Here is a 16,756-nt window from a genome sequence, read left to right on the forward strand (position 1 = left end):
GGCGGCGAGCGCCGGGCCGACAGCGGCGCCGGCCTGCGCGGTCAGCGAGGCGGCGCGCCCCACTGCACCGACACCTGGTGCACGGTGCGCTCGGCGCGGACCTGCATCAGCCCGCCCGCGAGCACGGCCCGGTCGACGACGCCGACCGCGCCGTCGCGGGTGCGGGTCACCCGGTCGCTGACCAGCACCGGGCTGTCCGCGCTCTGCTGCAGCAGGGCCGCGCCCGCCTCGCCCAGCGTGGCGGCGGCGATGCGCTCGGAGGCCGAGGCGATCTCCATGCCGGCGTCGGCGAGCGCCGCGTACAGCGCCGTGGCGGTGAAGTCGACGCCGCGCACCAGCTGCGCGTACGGCTGGTCCACCCAGGACACCTGGTGGATCGCGGGCACGCCGTCGAGCAGCCGCAGCCGTTCCAGCCGCAGCGCCTTTGCCGTGCCGTCGACGCGTTCGCCCCACAGCTGCGCGACCCAGGCCGGCATGGCGCGTTGCGAGCAGGAGACGACCTCGGTGGTGACCTGGTGCCCCTGGTCGCGCAGATCGTCGACGAAGCTGCGCAGCGTGTCCAGCCGGTACGCGGGCCGCGCGGGCGCGACGAAGGTGCCCCGGCCCGCCTCGACCACGATCAGCCCGTCGTCGATCAGGGCCTGCAAAGCCTGCCGGGCCGTCGCCAGCGCCACGTCGTAGCGCGCGCTCAGCTCACGCTGCGCGGGCAGCGCGGTGCCCGGCGGGTACTCCCCGGCGCGGATGCGCTCGGCGAGGTCGGCGGCGATGACCCGGTAGCGGGGGCCGGCCATGCGGTGGCTCCTGTCGGTCGGCGGCGGGATCGCTCCAGTATCGGCGATCCCGCCACCGGCCCGTCAGCCGTGGGCCGTTCCCCGCGCGGCCCGCGGCGTGCCGCCACCGCCGCCGCAGCCCGGCGCAAGGGGGGCGAACCCCGGTGCCGTATCAGCCGTGGGCCTCGTCCATTGCGGCGCGCAGGGCGCGGACCTGGGCGCCGGCCTCGGCCGGTGTCGCCCCGTCGAGCAGTCGCCGCATCAGCGCCGCGCCGACCACGACACCGTCGGCGGCGCGCGCACCGGCCGCCGCGTGCTCGGGCGTGGAGATGCCGAAGCCGAGCACCACCGGCAGGTCGCCGTGCGCCCTCAGCCGGGTCGCGAACTCGCCGGCCGAGGCGGGCAGCTCGGCCCGTTCCCCGGTGGTGACCATGGCGGTCATGGCGTAGACGAAGCCGCGGCTGCGTGTCGCGATCTCCCGCAGCCGCGACGGCGCACAGCTGGGCGCGGCGACCAGGATCAGGTCCACGTCCGCCACGGCCGCGGCCTGCTCCAGCCCGGCCAGCTCGTCCAGCGGCAGGTCGGGCACGATCAGGCCGCGCACCCCGGCCTCGGCCAGCGCCGCGCAGAACTCCGCATGGCCCTCGCGGGCCACCAGGTGGTAGTAGGTCATCACGATGAGCGGCACGTCGACCCGCACCGCCCGCAGGTCGGCGAGGATGCCGCGCACCGTCGCGCCCCGGTGCAGGGCCCGCTCGGAGGCTTCCTGCACGGTCGGCCCGTCGATCATCGGGTCGGAGAACGGCAGTCCGATCTCGACGGCGTCGGCTCCGGCATCGGCGTACGCCCGGAGGTAGTCGGTCCAGTCGGCGCTGACGCCGCCGGTCACGTAGGGCACGAGCAGTTTGCGTCCGGCGTCGCGGCGCTCGCGCAGGCGCGGGCCGACGGCCGTGCCGGTGACGGTGGTCGTGGTCACGAGATCTCCATCAGGGTCGTCATGTCCTTGTCGCCGCGGCCGGACAGGGTGACCAGCACGGTCGCGCCCGGTGGCAGCTCGCCGTCGCGGGCCGCGCGCAGCACCCACGCGATCGCGTGCGCCGACTCCAGCGCGGGCAGGATGCCCTCGCTGCGGGCCAGCCGCCGCACCGCGTCGATCACCTCGTCGTCGGTGACGGTGACGTAGCGGGCCCGGCCGAGGTCGTGCAGGTGGGCGTGCTCGGGGCCGATGCCCGGGTAGTCCAGGCCCGCGGCGACCGACTCGGCCTCCAGGATCTGGCCGTGCTCGTCCTGGATCGCGTACGACCGGTGTCCGTGCATGACCGCGACCTTGCCGCCCGAGATGGCCGCGCCGCCCGCGGCCTCGACGCCGACCAGCTTCGCGGCGGTGCCGGCGAACCCGGCGAAGGTGCCCGCGGCGTTGGAGCCGCCGCCGACGCAGGCCACGACGTAGTCGGGGATCGCGGCGGGCAGTTCGGCGGCGCACTGGGCGCGGGCCTCCTCGCCGATGACGCGCTGGAACTCGCGCACCATCCACGGGTACGGGTGCGGTCCCATCACCGAGCCGAGGCAGTAGTAGGCCTCGTCGACGCAGGTCACCCAGTGCCGCATCGCCTCGCTGGTGGCGTCCTTGAGGGTGCGGCTGCCGCCGGTGACCTCGACCACCTCCGCGCCGAGCAGGCGCATCCGGTGCACGTTGAGCGCCTGGCGGGCCATGTCCTTCTGCCCCATGAACACGGTCGCCGACAGGCCGAGCAGCGCGGCGGCGGTGGCGGTGGCCACGCCGTGCTGGCCCGCGCCGGTCTCGGCGAGCAGCCGGGTGCGGCCCATCCGGCGGGCCAGCAGCGCCTGGCCGAGCACGTTGTTGATTTTGTGGCTGCCGGTGTGGGCCAGGTCCTCACGCTTGAGCAGCACGGTGATCCCGAGTTCGGCGGAGAGGTTCCAGGCCGGGGTGAGCGCGGTGGGCCGCCCGGCGTACACGGTCAGCAGGCGGTCGAGGTCGCGCCGGAAGCCCGCGTCGGCCCAGGCGGCGCGGAAGGCCTCCTCGACCTCGGCGCAGGCCGGGATGAGCGCTTCGGGCACGTAGCGTCCCCCGAAGTCGCCGAACCGGCCGGTGGTGCCCGGGTCGTGCATCAGCCCTGCGGCGGGCAGCAGCGCGGGCAGGCCCGCGGCGGTGATGGCACCCACAGTTCCTCCAACTGTTCTAGAACTGTTGCCATAGTGGCACAGCGAAGGGCCGCCCCGCCAGTCGGCCGGGGCGGCCCGTCACATCTGGAGATCGCCTATCGCTGGGCGCGCTCGACGACCTCCTCCGTCGTCAGCGGGCTCTTCGGGTGGTGGCTCAGGCACAGCGATCCGCGCATCTTGCGGAACGCGAAACCCTCCCCCGAGGCATAGAACTCGCCGGTGCCCAGCCGCGAGATGTCCGGCACGTCCGCGCCCTTGGCCCGCGCCATCTCCCGCGCCGCCTCGATCTGCGCCGGGGCGTTGAGCAGCCCGAAGAACTGCGTCGCGGCGTTGCCCGAGATCCGGTTGTGCAGGCCCTTGGGCGCCTGCGTGGCGAAGACCAGGCCCAGGCCGTACTTGCGCGCCTGCGAGGCCAGCGCCAGCGTGCTCTGCGTGCACGCGGTCATCGGCCCGGACGGGGCCAGGGTCTGCGCCTCGTCCATCACCAGCAGCCCGCCCAGCGGCCGGTCGCCGGCCGGGTTCTTCTTGATCCAGGCGAACAGCGCCAGTTGCAACTGGTTGACGAAGCCCTGCCGCTGCTGCTCCGACGGCAGCCCGACCAGGCTGATCACCGACACTCGGGCGCGCTTGCCGGGCGCGGGTGTCAGCAGCAGACCCGGGTCGGCCGGCGCGCCGCCGCCACCGAACAGGGCGTCGGTCACCATCGCCGCGGTCAGGTTCTGCGACAGCTCGAACGCGATCTTCTCGGCGTCCTCCAGCTGGCTCACCCCGTCCGGCAGGGAGCTGAGCACCCCGACGAATGCCCGGATGCCCTCGCCGCCGCTGCGGGCGAAGTGCCGCAGCGCCTCGTTGAGCACCGCCTGCCCGCGCAGCGCCTTCGCGGTGGTGCCGTCCACCTTCGCCCGCGGCGCGAGGCTGGCCACCGCGGCGTCGATGGCCGCGCCGAACTCGTCGGCGTCGTCGCGGATGGTCGCGAACTCCGGCAGCGGCTGGAAGCTCAGCGGACGCCCCGACTCCCGCCGCGGCGTCCACACCACCACGTCGGTGTGCGCCAGGTACTCCGCCGAGCGCGCCGCGTCGCCGTCCGACCAGCCCGCGGGCGGCTCGGGCCAGGCGTCGCCGAGCCGGGCCAGGTCGTTGTTGGGATCCAGCACGATCGTGGACACGCCGGCCAGCGCGCACTCCTCGATCAGCCTCCGGATCAGCACGGTCTTGCCGGACCCGGAACCGGCGAAGATCGCCGTGTGCTTGCGCAACGACTCCAGATCCAGCCGGACCGGCTCCCCGTCGTCGAACCCGCTGCCCAGGGTGATCGTGTGCACCGAATCAGCAGCTCCCGGCTGCGCCGCGGCATCCCGCTCGACCTCCACGTCGTCCGCGTCGCGCACGGGCGTCAGGTGGACCGCACGCCCCCGGCGGCGTTCAGCGGTCTCCCCGGCCGCCGCTATCTCGGCCACGATCTCGCCGAGCACGGTACGCAGCAGCATCGTGCGGCCCGCCGGGCGGCGCGCGGCCAGCCAGCCGGCCAGCCCGGAGTCCCGCTCGGCCAGCAACTGCCGCAGCGCGGCGAAGGTGCGCAGGTCGTCCTCGCCGATGCTGAGGCGCGTGCCGCCGTCCAGCGCGAACGCCTTCAGGGCCTCCTGCGTCTTGGCGCCCTTGTTCCAGTCGGCGTTGCGCAGCAGGAACAGCTTGCGCTTGCCGATGCCCCGGCTCAGGCCCGCGCTGGTACGGGCCGCCTGCAGGCGCGACAGCGCGGCGATCGCGTTGGTGTGCGCGATCGCCCGGAACGACCAGTGCTGCTCGTCCTCGGTGGCCTCATCCAGGCTGCGGCGCAGCCGGGCGTGCAGCGGCACCTTGCCACCCTGCGGCGGATCGACCCGAAACGCCCGCCCGGCCTCGCCCAGCTCCTCGATCCAGGCGGACAGCCCCGCGGTGAGCAGCGCGGGCATCTCGCCGTCCTCGGTGGCACCGGCCAGCGCCGCGGCGACGTCGACGGACTCGCGCAGCTCCGCGAAGCGCCGGTCCAGCTTGTCGTCCAGCACCTCGTCGGCGACCAGCACCGCGACCGGGTTCTCGGGCTCGGTGAAGCCCGCCAGCTCGCGCACCGCGCCCTCGCGCAGGCAGGCCTGCACGTGGTCGTTGATCCGGTTGATGAGCAGCCGCGGGGTGAACACCGTCGCCTCGGCGAACGCCGACTCCCGCACCGGCCACGTGGCATACGGCGGGATGAAGCCGTGCTCGGCGAAGCGCACCGCGAAACGCTTGGCGACGATGTCGCGGGCGATGTCGGCGCTGGCGATGCCCTTGAGCGTGACCGGCTCGCGGAACCGGTCGGCGACCGACTTGGTGGCCCGGGTACGGATCAGCGTCCACGTCGACGGCAGGCAGGCCAGCACGGTCAGCGTGCGCCGGGTGGTCTGGCGCAGCGCCATCAGCCCGTCCGCGATCTGGTTGATCAGCTGGGTCTGCTCGGCGCTCTCCTGGCCCAGCTCCTTGCCCGCGGCCGTGTTCCACAGCTGGGCGACCAGCGTGTCGATCTGGTCGATGGCCACCACCGTCGGACCGGTCAGCGCCAGCAGCTGCGACATCTCCTGCATGACCAGCTGCGGCGGCTTCTGCACCGGGTGGATGCCCCACTGCTGCCGCTCCCCCGGCTCCATCTCCTGCATCGACTGCAGGTACGTATAGCCGACGTCCTGCGCGGCCGGATCATCGGCCGCCCCGAGCAGCGCGAGCGCCCGCGCGGTGTGGTGGCAGGCCATGCCGACGGGGCCGTCGAAGCGCCGCAGCGCGGCGGCGAACTCGTCGAGGTGGGCCCGGGTCAGCGGGGCACGGCCGGTGACCGCCGACGCGGTCGCCTCGGGGACCTCGGCCGCGGTGCACAGCCGGTCCAGGAACACCGACAGCTGGCTGCCCTGGCCGAGGTGGTCGCGTTGCAGGCCGTTGACCACGGCCAGGGTGGCGCTGTGCCAGAACGCCGCCCCGTCCAGCAACCCGACGAGGAAGAAGTAGCCGCCGCCGCGCTGGGTCTGCTCGCGGACCCAGCCCAGCAGGTGCGTCTTGCCCGATCCCGGCTGCCCCTGCATGGCGATGCCGATGGGGCTGCCGTCGGGGCTGCGCCGGGCATCGTCGAGGCCGTGCAGGATGTGCCGCACCACGTCGTCGTGCAGGGCTTCGACGTGGAAGGGCGAGCCGCGCCAGACGTCGTCGGGCACCGGGGCGACGTCGAACCGCAGGTTCGACAGCGCCCGGCGCTCGTCGGGATTCACTCGGCCTCGATCGACAGCAGGTGCTTGTCCTCACCACCGATGTGGATCGCGGCGGCGCGGTCCTCGTCGGTCAGGGTCTTCTGGTTGTCCTCGGGCACCAGCACGATGGTGCGCGCCACCGCCATCTTCATCAGCGCCGCGTCGACCTCCGCCGCCGACGCCCCGGACAGCTCCCGGCGCAGGTCGGTGAGGCTGACCCAGGCCTGCGGCTGATCAGCGAGCTTGTCGTACGCGGTCCGCACCCGCTTCTCCAGCCCGCGCTTGACCACCGGCTTGATCTTGGTCACCGGCTGCGGGGCGGGCGGCGGGGTGCTGGCGGTGAACAGGTCGGGCAGGCTCAGCTCGGCCCGGCGCAGGTAGCGGTCGACCGCGCCGAGCAGCGCGTGCAGCGCCGGGTAGGCCGGGCCCGCACCCTTGACGAACTCCGCGTCCAGCTCCCGCTTGCACTGCGCCCAGCCCTCGTCGGTCAGCTCGTGCACCAGCGCGCCCTTGGCGCCCTTGCGCTTGGTGGCGAACCCGTTCTCGACCAGGGCTCGGCTGTCCGCACCCTGGATCGAGAAGCCGTCATAGCGCTCGCGCAGCTCGGTGTTGGAGACTTCACGGGCCTCCGACATGAGCAGCAGCAGGCACGCCTTCTCCGAGGGCTTGAGCTTGGTCATTTGTTCTCCTTGTGCGCGTCGGTGCGTCGGGATCGGAGGTACTGCTCCAGGTGTGCCAGCACCTGGCCGAGTTCGGTGAGGACCTGGCGGTTGGTGAACCGCAGCACGGCGAAGCCGTCGAGCTGCAGCAGCACGTCGCGCCGTCGGTCGTGGGCGAACTTGTGGGGTCCGCGGTGGTCGTCGCCGTCGATCTCGACCGCGCACCGCTCGCCGGGCCAGACCAGGTCGATGATGTAGTGCGGGCGGGCCGCGTACCGGCGGTTCCAGACCCGGCCCGCGGCCCAGGCCGCCTGCACCAGCGCCGCCTCCAGCGCGGTCTCGGCGGCGCTGTCCGCCCGCGGGCGACCCTCGACCGGCGGATACGTCAGCGTCGCCGGGGCGGGCCCGATGGCCGGACCGTCGCCTGCCGCGACGTCGCCTGCCGTGTCGCCGCCCGACGTGGCGACCAGCTCCACGACATGCTCGGGCAGCCGCACCGGGTACGCCGTGACGCGTCCCGCCGCGGGCAGGTCGGCTCCGGCCAGCCACACCGTGAAGCCGCCGTGCGCGGCCAGCCACTCCCCCGCGGCGGCCAGTGCCCGCTGCCGCCCCGGGTCCAGCCCGTGGGGCACGTCGACCAGCAGCGCCGCGCCCGCCCGCCGGTAGCTCTCGGCGACGACCCGGGCCAGCCCGGCCGCGCGCACCTCGGGGGCGAAGCGGACCGCGATCGGCCTTCGGCGTGCTCCGCCATCCGCCGACTGCCGCTCGACACCGGGCCGGGCCGCCTCCCGCTGGGCGGCGGACTCGGAACCCGGCACCGGGGACCCTTGCCGGTCGCGCAGTGCCTGCTCGGCGAGGTCGGCGAGGAACGGGCCGAAGTGGCGGGTGGTGGCGGCCAGCTCCAGCGCCAGGGCGCGCACCGCGGGCACGCCCGCCCCACCCGGCCCTTCGAGGTGCTCGGCCGCGGGCAGCCAGGCCGGGAACAGCCGCAGCGCGGCCGCCTCCAGCTCGTCCAGGGCGCAGGCGACGACCTCGGCGGCGGTCGCCGCCAGCGGGGGGCGGAAGGTCACCACCGCGGGTGCGTCGGCGGGCAGCGGGGTCAGCGCGAGCTCGATCACCTCCGTGGACGCGCCCCGCAGGCGGGTGACCCGGCCTGCCGGCGTATGCGTCCAATGTGGTGTCATGCCCAGAGATCTCCCAGCTGCGACTCCTGGTGATTCTGTCGCTGCACTGGGTAGACGGCAACCCGACATTCGGCCCGAGACAACGCTGTCGGGCCGTGAAGACTGCCGGTTCGTCCTATCCCGAACCGGTGGACAGCTGTCCGATGAGCGCGCGCGACCACGGCTGAGCCATCGCGGGCTCACCGGTCATCGCGCGAACCAGCGCCCGCCGCGCCCGCCCCGAACGACCTAGTTCGACCAGCGCGAACGCCTCGGCCAGGGCGAGCCGGGTCGACTCGTCCCGCTGCGGGCCGGGCGCCTGCGCGAGCCAGTGCGGCGGCTGGAACGTCCGGGTCAGCTTTACCTGACTGTCGCCGAGGTAGGACCACACCCACGCGTCGAGCGACACGTTGCGCACCGATCGCGCGGGCAGCTCGCGGGTCCAGTCGGCGTGCTGCTGCCAGCGCCAGGTCTTCGGACTGGTGGCGCGGCGCGAGGTGACCCCGACGAACCGCAGCTTCTGCCGGATCACCCCCCACGGCTCCCGCTCGCGCTCGATCCACGACCGCAGCAGCGCGTAGAGCTCACCGAAGGTGTCCCCGCCGTGGACGACGTCGACGAAGGCCACCGGCCGGGCACGCCGGGCGAGCGCGTGCGGGCTGAGGCCCAGCTGGTCGAGGATCAGGCGCGCCTGCGCCAGCTGCGGTCCGCTGATCCGCCTCGGCCGGAACCGGCGCCCGTCCCACCGGCCGCCGGCGTTGAAGGACAGCGGCAACCGGTGCGTGCGGTCCCGCCAGGAGGTGCCCGCCAGCGCTCCGCCCAGCAGGTCGTACATCGAGTCCAGGGACCGGCCGACGAAGATCAGGTCGGCGTCGCCGCTGCGGGCGATGACCCGGCCCGTGCAGGCGAGCAGGTCGTCGGCATACCACAGCGGCGGCGGCTCGACCCCGTCGAGCAGTCGCCCGATCTGGTCCGGGGTCACCACGTCCCAGCGGAAGGGCAGGTTCGGCGCATGCACGGCGGCCATGTTAGGCGCGGCGGCCACGCGCGGCACCCCGGTTTCCGCCCAGCCCGATCTCCCGAGGATTACCCTGAAATCGGACGAAATTCTACGGTGGAGATGTCCGGTATGAATCCGGTCCATGGGCTGTACGGTCGGCGCGCCGAGTGCGACATGCTCGACCGGCTGCTGGAGGATGTCCACGAGGGCAGGCACGCGGTCCTGGTGGTACGCGGTGAGCCCGGCGAGGGCAAGACCGCACTGCTGGACTATGTGGCCGATAAAGCAGCGAATAGTCGAATCATCCGGATATCAGGCGTGCAGCCGGAGATGGAATTGGCCTACGCGGGCCTGCATCAGCTCTGCATGTCGATGCTCGACCACATCGACGGCCTGCCGGTGCCGCAGCGTGACGCGCTGCGCAGCGCGTTCGGGCTCGCCGAGGGGTCTGCCCCGGATCGTTTCCTGGTGGGGCTGGCGGCCTTGACCCTGCTGTCCGAAGTGGCGGACACCCGGACACTCGTCTGCCTCGTCGACGACTTCCAGTGGCTGGACCGGGCCTCCGCGCAGGCCCTGGCCTTCGTCGCGCGACGGCTGATGGCCGACCCGATCGCCCTGGTGTTCGTGGTGCGTACCACCGACGGCGAACCTGAGCCCGATGACGGTGAGCTGGTCGGCCTGCCGGAACTGACCCTGACGGGGCTCGATGATCGCGACGCGCGCTCGCTGCTGGCGTCGGCGATCCCCGGACCGCTGGACGAGCGCGTCCGCGAGCGGATCCTGGAGGAGTCCCGCGGCAACCCACTGGCCCTGCTGGAGTTGCCGACCGACCTCACTTTGCCGGAACTGGCCGGCGGATTCGGCTTGCCCACGAGTCGGTCGCCGACCAGCCGGACCAGCCGGATCGAGCGGTGCTATCTGCGCCGCCTAGGCACACTGCCCCCGCAGACCAGGCAGTTGCTGCTGGTGGCCGCCGCTGACCCGGTGGGTGATCCGGCCCTGCTGTGGCGTGCCGCAGCCGGCCTGGGCCTTACCACCGATGCGGCGGCGCCGGCGGAGGCGGCCAGGTTGCTCACGGTGGGCACCCGGGTGCGTTTCGCCCACCCGCTCGTGCGCTCCACCGTCTACCGGTCCGCGTCGCCGGACGAGCGGCAACGGGTGCACCTCGCGCTGGCCGAGGCGACCGATCGCCAGGTGGACCCGGACCGGTACGCCTGGCACCTCGCGGCCGCGACGGCGAGTCCGGACGAATCGGTGGCCGAGGACCTGGAGCGCTCAGCCGCGCGGGCGCAGTCCCGCGGCGGCGCCGCGGCCGCCGCGGCGTTCCTGCGGCGGGCCGCCGAACTCACGCCCGACCTCAGCCTGCGGGGCGGGCGGGCCGTGACCGCCGCCCAGGCGGCGTTCACGGCCGGAGCGTTCGACATGGCCTACGAGATGCTCTCCACAGCACAGATGAGTCCACTCGACCGGCTCCAGCAGGCGCGGCTGGAACGCCTGCGCGCGCAGTTGGCGTTCGCCCTCAGCCGTGGCAGTGACGCGCCGGGCCTGCTGCTGCACGCCGCCCAGCGGCTGACCCCGCTCGGCCTCCCGCTGGCTCGGGAGACCTATCTGGAGGCGCTGATGGCGGCGATCTTCGCCGGTGCCGGGCGGCTGGAACCCGAGTTCGGGGCGCGTGCGGTGGCCGAGGCTGCTCGCTCGGCACCCGCCGAACCCGGCTCCCTGGATCCCGTGGACCTCCTGCTCGACGGACTGTCGGCACAGTTCACCGAGGGATACGCCGCGGCGGCGCCCACCCTGCGGCGGGCGCTGGAGGCCCACTGGACCAGCACCGAGGGCCTCACCTGGGTCTGCCTGACCGCATCGCTGGTCGCGGCGGAGTTGTGGGATAACGCGGCATGGCTGGACCTGCTCGACACCCAGGTCAAGGCGGCCCGTACGGCGGGGACGCTGAACCGGCTGCCGCTGGCGCTGGACTATCTCGGCAGCTACTACGTCCAGGCGGGAGACTTCACCGCCGCGGCGGCATTGATCGAGGAGGCCGCCGCATTCGACGCCGCCGTCCGGGTGGCACCCCCGCCCTACACGCCGACCATCCTGGCCGCTTGGCAGGGCGACCAGCCCCGCACCGCGAAACTGACCCAGGACGGCATCCAGGACGCATTCCCCCGGGGGGAGGGCAGCGCTCTCGTGCTGACGGAGTACGCCGGCGCAGTGCTGGACAACGGGCTGGCCCGCTACTCCTCCGCGCTGGGCGCCGCACAGCGGGCGACCGCCGGTGACAATCTGGTGGCCCGGTCGTGGACGCTGCCGGAACTGGTCGAGGCCGCCGCCCGGGCGGAGCGGCCGGGCATCGCGGGGCAGGCGCTGGAGGAGCTCACCGAGCGGACGCAGGCCAGCGGCACGCAGTGGGCGCTGGGCACCGAGGCCCGTTCGCGAGCGCTGCTGAGCGAGGGCGCGGCGGCCGAGGAGCTCTACCGGGAGGCGATCCACCGGCTGACGGCCTGCCACATGAACGCGCACCTGGCCCGGGCGCATCTGGTGTACGGGGAATGGCTGCGCCGCGAGAACCGCCGGGCGGACGCCCGCGAGCACCTGCGCCGCGCCCACGACATGCTCACGCTCATGGGCGCCGAGGCGTTCGGCGAGCGCGCCCGCAACGAACTGCTGGCGACCGGTGAGACGGTCCGCAGGCGCACCGCGGATTCGGCGCTCGATCTGACGCCGCAGGAGGCGCTGATCGCGTCACTGGCCCGGGACGGGCGCACCAACACCGAGATCGGGGCCGAGCTGTTCATCAGCCCCCGTACGGTCGAGTGGCACCTGCGCAAGGTGTACACCAAGCTGGCCATCAACTCGCGCCGGGAGCTGCGCGACGCGACGATCGACGCCGGGCTCGACACGGTGTGGGTGCCTTCGCAAGCCGGTTCACCCGGCTGACAGGGTCACCGGGCGCCCCTGGAATCGGACACCCGGGCCGAATCCGGGACGGGGCCCGGTCCCGGCCCGGGTACCCGGGAAACCGACCAGTGCCCCTCGACCGGGGTTGCGCACCGGCTCGACCGCACTGCCCGGGACGCGATAGTTGGGCATGTCCTCGCCGAGGAGGACGTCCGGCGGAACCCGCCGAGCTTGCCCGACAGGAGCCTGCACGTGATGACCTACGACCCGATGACCTCCTTCCCCAGCACCGCCGATGCCTACACGCTGGGACCGCCTGCCGGCGATGGACCGGCCGACCCGGCCCGCGTGGCCGGCCGCACCGTCGCCCAGGCCGTCGCCCACGGCGAGTTGCGGCTGCTCTACCAGCCCATCGTGCGGGTCGCCGATCGCGCGGTGGTCGCGGTCGAGGCCCTGGTGCGCTGGCAGCACCCGACGCTGGGCCTGATCAGCCCCGACCGGTTCCTGCCCGCCGCCGAGCACGGCGGTCACCTGCCGCTGCTCGACCGCTGGGTGCTGGATCGCGCCTGCCGCGACATGGTCGAACTCGACGCCGCGCTGGGTGAGGCGGTGCCCGCCCACGTCAACGTCAACCTGTCCGCGCCGACCCTGGCGACCGACTTCACCGAACTGGTCACCGCCGCCCTGCGCCGCGCCGGGCTGGCCGCGCGGCGGCTGCGGCTGGAGCTGTCCGAGGGCGCCGACCTGAAGACGCTCATCGACGCCCGGCCGCGGCTGGAGAAACTGATCGAGCGCGGCATCGGGGTGGCGCTCGACGACATGGGCGCGGGCGCGACCGACCTGCGCTACCTGTCCCGCCTGGCCATCCAGGGCATCAAGATAGACAAGGAGTTCGTGGCGGGCATGCTGCACAACCCGCGTGATCACGCCATCGTCCGGATGCTCGCCGAACTGGCCCGGAGCCTCGGCCTGCACGTCACCGCCGAAGGCGTCGAGACCGGCGACCAGTTCGCCGCCCTGGCCCGGTTGGGCGTGTCCTATGCGCAGGGCTACCACCTCGCCATGCCGCTCACCCTCGCCGCGCTGACCGGCACTCTGCTCGCCGCGTGAACGGCGGTCCCGCCGGCGGCGGGGTGCCGACCGCCCGCCGCCGCACGCCGTGGCCGCTCCTGCCTCACTCCTCGAAGTAGTGCACGGCCGACGGTCGCGGCGCGTCCGGCAGCTGCCGCAGCACGGCCGTCACCCCGGCGAGCAGTTCGAGCTGCTCGGGCACCTGGATCGACACCCATTCCGGGGCCAGTCCGGCGACGACCGGCAGCAGCCCGTGCGCGACGGGCACCCACTGCTCGTACACCCGGCCGGCCTTCTCGCTGCGGTAGGTGGCCGCCCGGTAGGCGCTGCCGTCCGGGAAGGACAGCTCCAGCCACAGCCCTTCGGCGAACCGGGCCGCCGCGGACCCGGCGGGCGCGTCGTGGGCGAGGTGCACCCGCAGCCGGTACGGCGAGACCGGGAAGAACTGCCCGGTGCCGAAGATTCCCAGGTGGTATCGGTCGACCTTGGCGGAGCGGGCGATCGGGTCGAGATCGTGGGCGTCGATCACGTAGCCCTCGTCGGGGCAGAACGGCGTCACCGCCAGGTATTCCAGCACCCGGGTGAAGGCGTCGATCTCCACGTCGAAGGTCACCGGCCCCTCGGCGGTGGCCACGGCGACCCGCTGCGACAGGTAGCGGGTGCCCTTGCCGAAGAAGCCGTACTGGAAGCGCACCAGCGGGAAGGCTCGCCGAGCGCGGCAGCGGTGACGGGATGCCCGGCGGCGCGCCGGGCCTCGGGCCGGTAGGAGCCGATCGCGTCCTCGCGCGCGGGCAGCCGTTCGGCCAGCTCCGCCGCCTGGGCGCGCAGCTCCCGCAACCGTGGTGCGAACTGCTGCCGCCGGGTCTCGTACAGATCCTTCGGCCGCCGTTCGAAGCGGCTGCGGCGCTCGCCGGTGTGCCGGCGGATGGTCTCGAAGTCGGCCGGGTCGGGCAGCACCGCGCCCATGGCCGGGGCGACCCGCCGCGCGATCTCCTCGCTTACGTACAGGTAGCGGTCGTCGTCGTGGGTGCTGTCCGGTTTGGACCAGCGGAACCAGCGCCGGTGGGCGTGGTCGAGGGCCGACCGGGTGGGCCAGTCGACCATCGTGTACCACTTGGCATCGTCATCGGCCGCGGCGTACAACCGGATCCGTTCGGGTGCGAGCCGGGCCGCCTTCGCGCTCCAGCCCCGGCCGCTGGCGGTCACCCTGACCAGCTGGTAGCCGCGCTCGGTGAGCTGTGCGTAGACCCGCTCGGCGGTGAACGGCTCGGTGTCGAACACCAGCGCGATCTCCTCGCCGAACGACACCCGCGCCACGTACCGGTAGCCGGTGAGCTGCTCGACCCGCTCGCTGAGCCGCGTGCCCGGCGACCGGTGCGGCGCGGCGGGCCGGCGCGGGGGCGGCTGCTCCTCCGGGGCCGCCTGCTCCAGGCAGAGCAGCTGCCGTCCGGTGGTCAGCAGGTAGAGCCGGCGGTCGGCGGCGGTCATCGCCCGGATGCCGAATCCTTCGTCGCCGAGGTCCGCGGGGTAGCGGTCCGGGCGGGCGCCGCCGTCGCCGAGCAGGTCCTCCAGCCGCACCTCCCAGCACAGCATGCCGTCGGCGGCCACGGCTCGCACGGCGGTGCCGGCGGCGTGGTAGGTCAGCGCACCGGCCCGGCACTCGGCCTGCACGACGAGACCGTCGTGCGAGCGCAGCGGCGGCGGCGCGGGAACCGGGCCGGGCGACGGACGGCCGGAGACCTCGGCGTCGGTGATGACGTCGACCTGGTACGGCAGGTCGAACGACTCGGCGTGCACGGTGCGGTCGGCGTACCCGAGGAGACGGCCGTGGCCGCGGCGGCGGGTGCGGCCGCTGTCCGGGTCGTACGGCTGGTGGCCGCGCTGGCCGTCGCGCCAGACGAGCAGCCCGTGCCCGTTGACGATGATGCCGGGCGGCGCGTCGGCGGGGTTGCCGTGCTCGGTGTGCGCGACCTGCCAGCGCAGCACGGGCACGCCGCTGATCGGCGTGAGGTCGGCGTCGCCGGCCGGCCAGCGTACGGTCGCGCCGATCGGCCACCGGCAGCCGCTGTCGGCCGTGGCCTGCCAGGCGGCGGCGAGCCAGTCGGCGGGCAGGCCGTGCCGCGCCCCGTGCAGCCCGAGCGCCCGCAGGCCTTCGGCCAGGTCCGGCTCGGCCGCGAACGCGCCCTCCCAGGGGTTGCCCAGCAGCCGCCCGTTGACCTCGCGCACCGCGGCGGCGGCCCGGCTCGCGGCGCGACCGCACAGCACCGCCGCGTAGGCCAGCAGGTCGCCGTCGTCCTCCTGCGGATGCACGTGGCACGCCGACACGACCCGGTCCGGCTCGACCGGCTCCGGCAGGGCTGCCGCGACCTCCCGGGCGAGCCTGCCGCGGTGGGTGCGGTAGGGGTCGGCCTTGTCCGCGGCCGTGGTCAGCACCCGCGACAGGTAGCGGGCCAACTGCTCGGCCGACGCCGGGTAGAGGCGGCCGAGCAGGTCGTCGGACGGCGGCGCGGTCGGTTGCCGCGGGGCGAGCACACCGGCCGCACCGAGACTGCGGTGACCGCCGGAGCGGGGCGTCGGTGGACCGCCCAGGTCGGTCAGCAGCGCGGCGCGGTCGTGCTGGAGATGCCGGGCGGCCACGGCCAGCACGGTGTCGTCGTCGATGCCCGGGAACAGGTAGCCCAGGGCCACCCCGCCCGCCCACTGCGCGTCGACCAGCAGCCGTGCGGTCGTGAGCAGCCCGGCATCGGTCTCGGCGTCGGCCGCGTGCGCGGCGGCCGTGACGGCCCGGCACCGCGCCAGCGCCAGATGTGCCCAGTCCAGCGCGGGCCGGCTGTCGGTGGGGCGGCTGCGCCGGGTGACCGGCGGTTCCGGCACGGGCGGGGCCGCTCCCTCCGCCACGGTCCGGGCGGCCGGGTCGGCCAGGGCGCGCAGCTCCTGCATGCGCCCCCAGAGCGCGTCCGCGCGCGCGACGAGGGCGGCGCAGCGGCCGGACCGCTGCACCGGGGTGAGTGCCGCGACCGCCTGGGCCAGCGCCTGCTCCCAGCCGGACTCGGCCGCGGGCGTGGGACCGGCGGGCCGGATGTCCGCCGGCGGCGGGCCGGGGTCGACGTCGAGCACGGGCGGCTGCCCGCCGCGGCGCAGCGCGCGGATCACGGCCAGCGGCCAGGCCCGGGCGTTGGTGAGCCGCCGGTGCAGGGCGGGGTCGCAGCCGGCGGCCGCGTACAGCTCAGCGGTGACCTCCCGCCAGCCGACGCCGGTCGTGTACCGGTCGATGACCTGCTCCTGCAGGCCTTTCGCGCCCGCGCCGAGCCGGTGCTGCAGGGCGAGCCGCCGCTGCGGGACGGTCCACCCCGCCGTGTCGGCGTGTTCGCGCAGCCTGCTCGCCGACGCGGCCAGCCGCAGCGCGTGGCCGCGCAGGCGCAGCAGGGCGATCGTCTCCCGGCCGGGCGGTCCGGCGGCCCGCAGGATGACCGGTTCGGCCGGGTCGGTGCCCGTGTACCAGGTACGCAGCGCATCGGCGGCCACCCGCAGCGGGTGGTCCGGGGCGAGCACCGTGCCCAGGCGGAGCCGGTCGGCGCGTTCGGCGGCCGGGTGCAGTTCGGCGACGGTGTGCCGCAGCCAGCGGTCGAACTGCGCGGGGTCGAGTTCCAGCAGCAGGTTCGCCAGGTCGTCGGCGCCGGGCTCGGGCGCCCCGGGGTAGGGCGTGGCCGCCCGTTCGGCGATCAGCCGGTCGACGCCTGCCCACTCCCCCGCCATCGCGGCA

Annotated in this window: 11 protein-coding genes; 2 read left to right on the forward strand and 9 right to left on the reverse strand. The window is 74.3% G+C overall.

Annotated features, from left to right (window positions below; genetic code table 11):
- Positions 1 to 41: 41 nt before the first annotated feature.
- The 7 genes from F9C41_RS37160 to F9C41_RS41685 all read right to left on the reverse strand — a co-directional run bounded on the left by F9C41_RS37160 (position 42) and on the right by F9C41_RS41685 (position 9,069).
- On the reverse strand, positions 42 to 791 hold the full coding sequence (locus tag F9C41_RS37160; protein WP_155391537.1) for a GntR family transcriptional regulator: 750 nt from the start codon (positions 789 to 791) through the stop codon (positions 42 to 44).
- Positions 792 to 942: 151 nt separating this feature from the next.
- Positions 943 to 1,746, reverse strand: a complete 804-nt coding sequence (trpA, locus tag F9C41_RS37165) for a tryptophan synthase subunit alpha (RefSeq protein WP_155391538.1) — start codon at positions 1,744 to 1,746, stop codon at positions 943 to 945.
- On the reverse strand, positions 1,743 to 2,900 hold the full coding sequence (gene trpB / locus F9C41_RS37170; protein WP_155391659.1) for a tryptophan synthase subunit beta: 1,158 nt from the start codon (positions 2,898 to 2,900) through the stop codon (positions 1,743 to 1,745). Before trpB ends, trpA begins: the two co-directional genes overlap by 4 nt.
- A gap of 149 nt (positions 2,901 to 3,049) precedes the next feature.
- Positions 3,050 to 6,223 carry an ATP-binding protein gene (locus F9C41_RS37175; RefSeq protein ID WP_155391539.1) on the reverse strand — a complete coding sequence of 1,058 codons (3,174 nt, stop codon included), beginning with the start codon at positions 6,221 to 6,223 and terminating at the stop codon, positions 3,050 to 3,052.
- The gene (locus tag F9C41_RS37180) at positions 6,220 to 6,882 is read right to left on the reverse strand and encodes a hypothetical protein (protein ID WP_155391540.1); all 663 of its coding nucleotides are present in this window, start codon (positions 6,880 to 6,882) and stop codon (positions 6,220 to 6,222) included. Before F9C41_RS37180 ends, F9C41_RS37175 begins: the two co-directional genes overlap by 4 nt.
- The gene (locus tag F9C41_RS37185) at positions 6,879 to 8,045 is read right to left on the reverse strand and encodes a DUF559 domain-containing protein (protein WP_155391541.1); all 1,167 of its coding nucleotides are present in this window, start codon (positions 8,043 to 8,045) and stop codon (positions 6,879 to 6,881) included. Before F9C41_RS37185 ends, F9C41_RS37180 begins: the two co-directional genes overlap by 4 nt.
- Before the next feature lie 115 nt (positions 8,046 to 8,160).
- Positions 8,161 to 9,069, reverse strand: a complete 909-nt coding sequence (locus F9C41_RS41685; protein WP_230690296.1) for a hypothetical protein — start codon at positions 9,067 to 9,069, stop codon at positions 8,161 to 8,163.
- A gap of 84 nt (positions 9,070 to 9,153) precedes the next feature.
- On the opposite strand from F9C41_RS41685, the gene F9C41_RS37195 reads away from it, so the two are divergent.
- Positions 9,154 to 11,961 (forward strand): ATP-binding protein, encoded by a 2,808-nt coding sequence (locus F9C41_RS37195; protein WP_230690297.1) that lies wholly within the window; start codon positions 9,154 to 9,156, stop codon positions 11,959 to 11,961.
- A gap of 216 nt (positions 11,962 to 12,177) precedes the next feature.
- A complete protein-coding gene (locus F9C41_RS37200) occupies positions 12,178 to 13,032 on the forward strand; it encodes an EAL domain-containing protein (RefSeq protein ID WP_155391543.1) in 855 nt (284 codons plus the stop codon).
- 64 nt (positions 13,033 to 13,096) lie between these two features.
- On the opposite strand, the gene F9C41_RS37205 is transcribed toward F9C41_RS37200, so the two are convergent.
- Both F9C41_RS37205 and F9C41_RS37210 read right to left on the reverse strand, forming a co-directional pair.
- Entirely contained in the window at positions 13,097 to 13,687 is a 591-nt protein-coding gene (locus F9C41_RS37205) for a hypothetical protein (protein WP_155391544.1), read from the reverse strand.
- Positions 13,603 to 16,749 (reverse strand): hypothetical protein, encoded by a 3,147-nt coding sequence (locus F9C41_RS37210; protein ID WP_155391545.1) that lies wholly within the window; start codon positions 16,747 to 16,749, stop codon positions 13,603 to 13,605. The genes F9C41_RS37205 and F9C41_RS37210 overlap by 85 nt, the downstream gene beginning before the upstream one ends.
- Positions 16,750 to 16,756: the final 7 nt, after the last annotated feature.

The organism is Catellatospora paridis, assembly GCF_009720365.1.
GTDB lineage: Bacteria > Actinomycetota > Actinomycetes > Mycobacteriales > Micromonosporaceae > Catellatospora > Catellatospora paridis.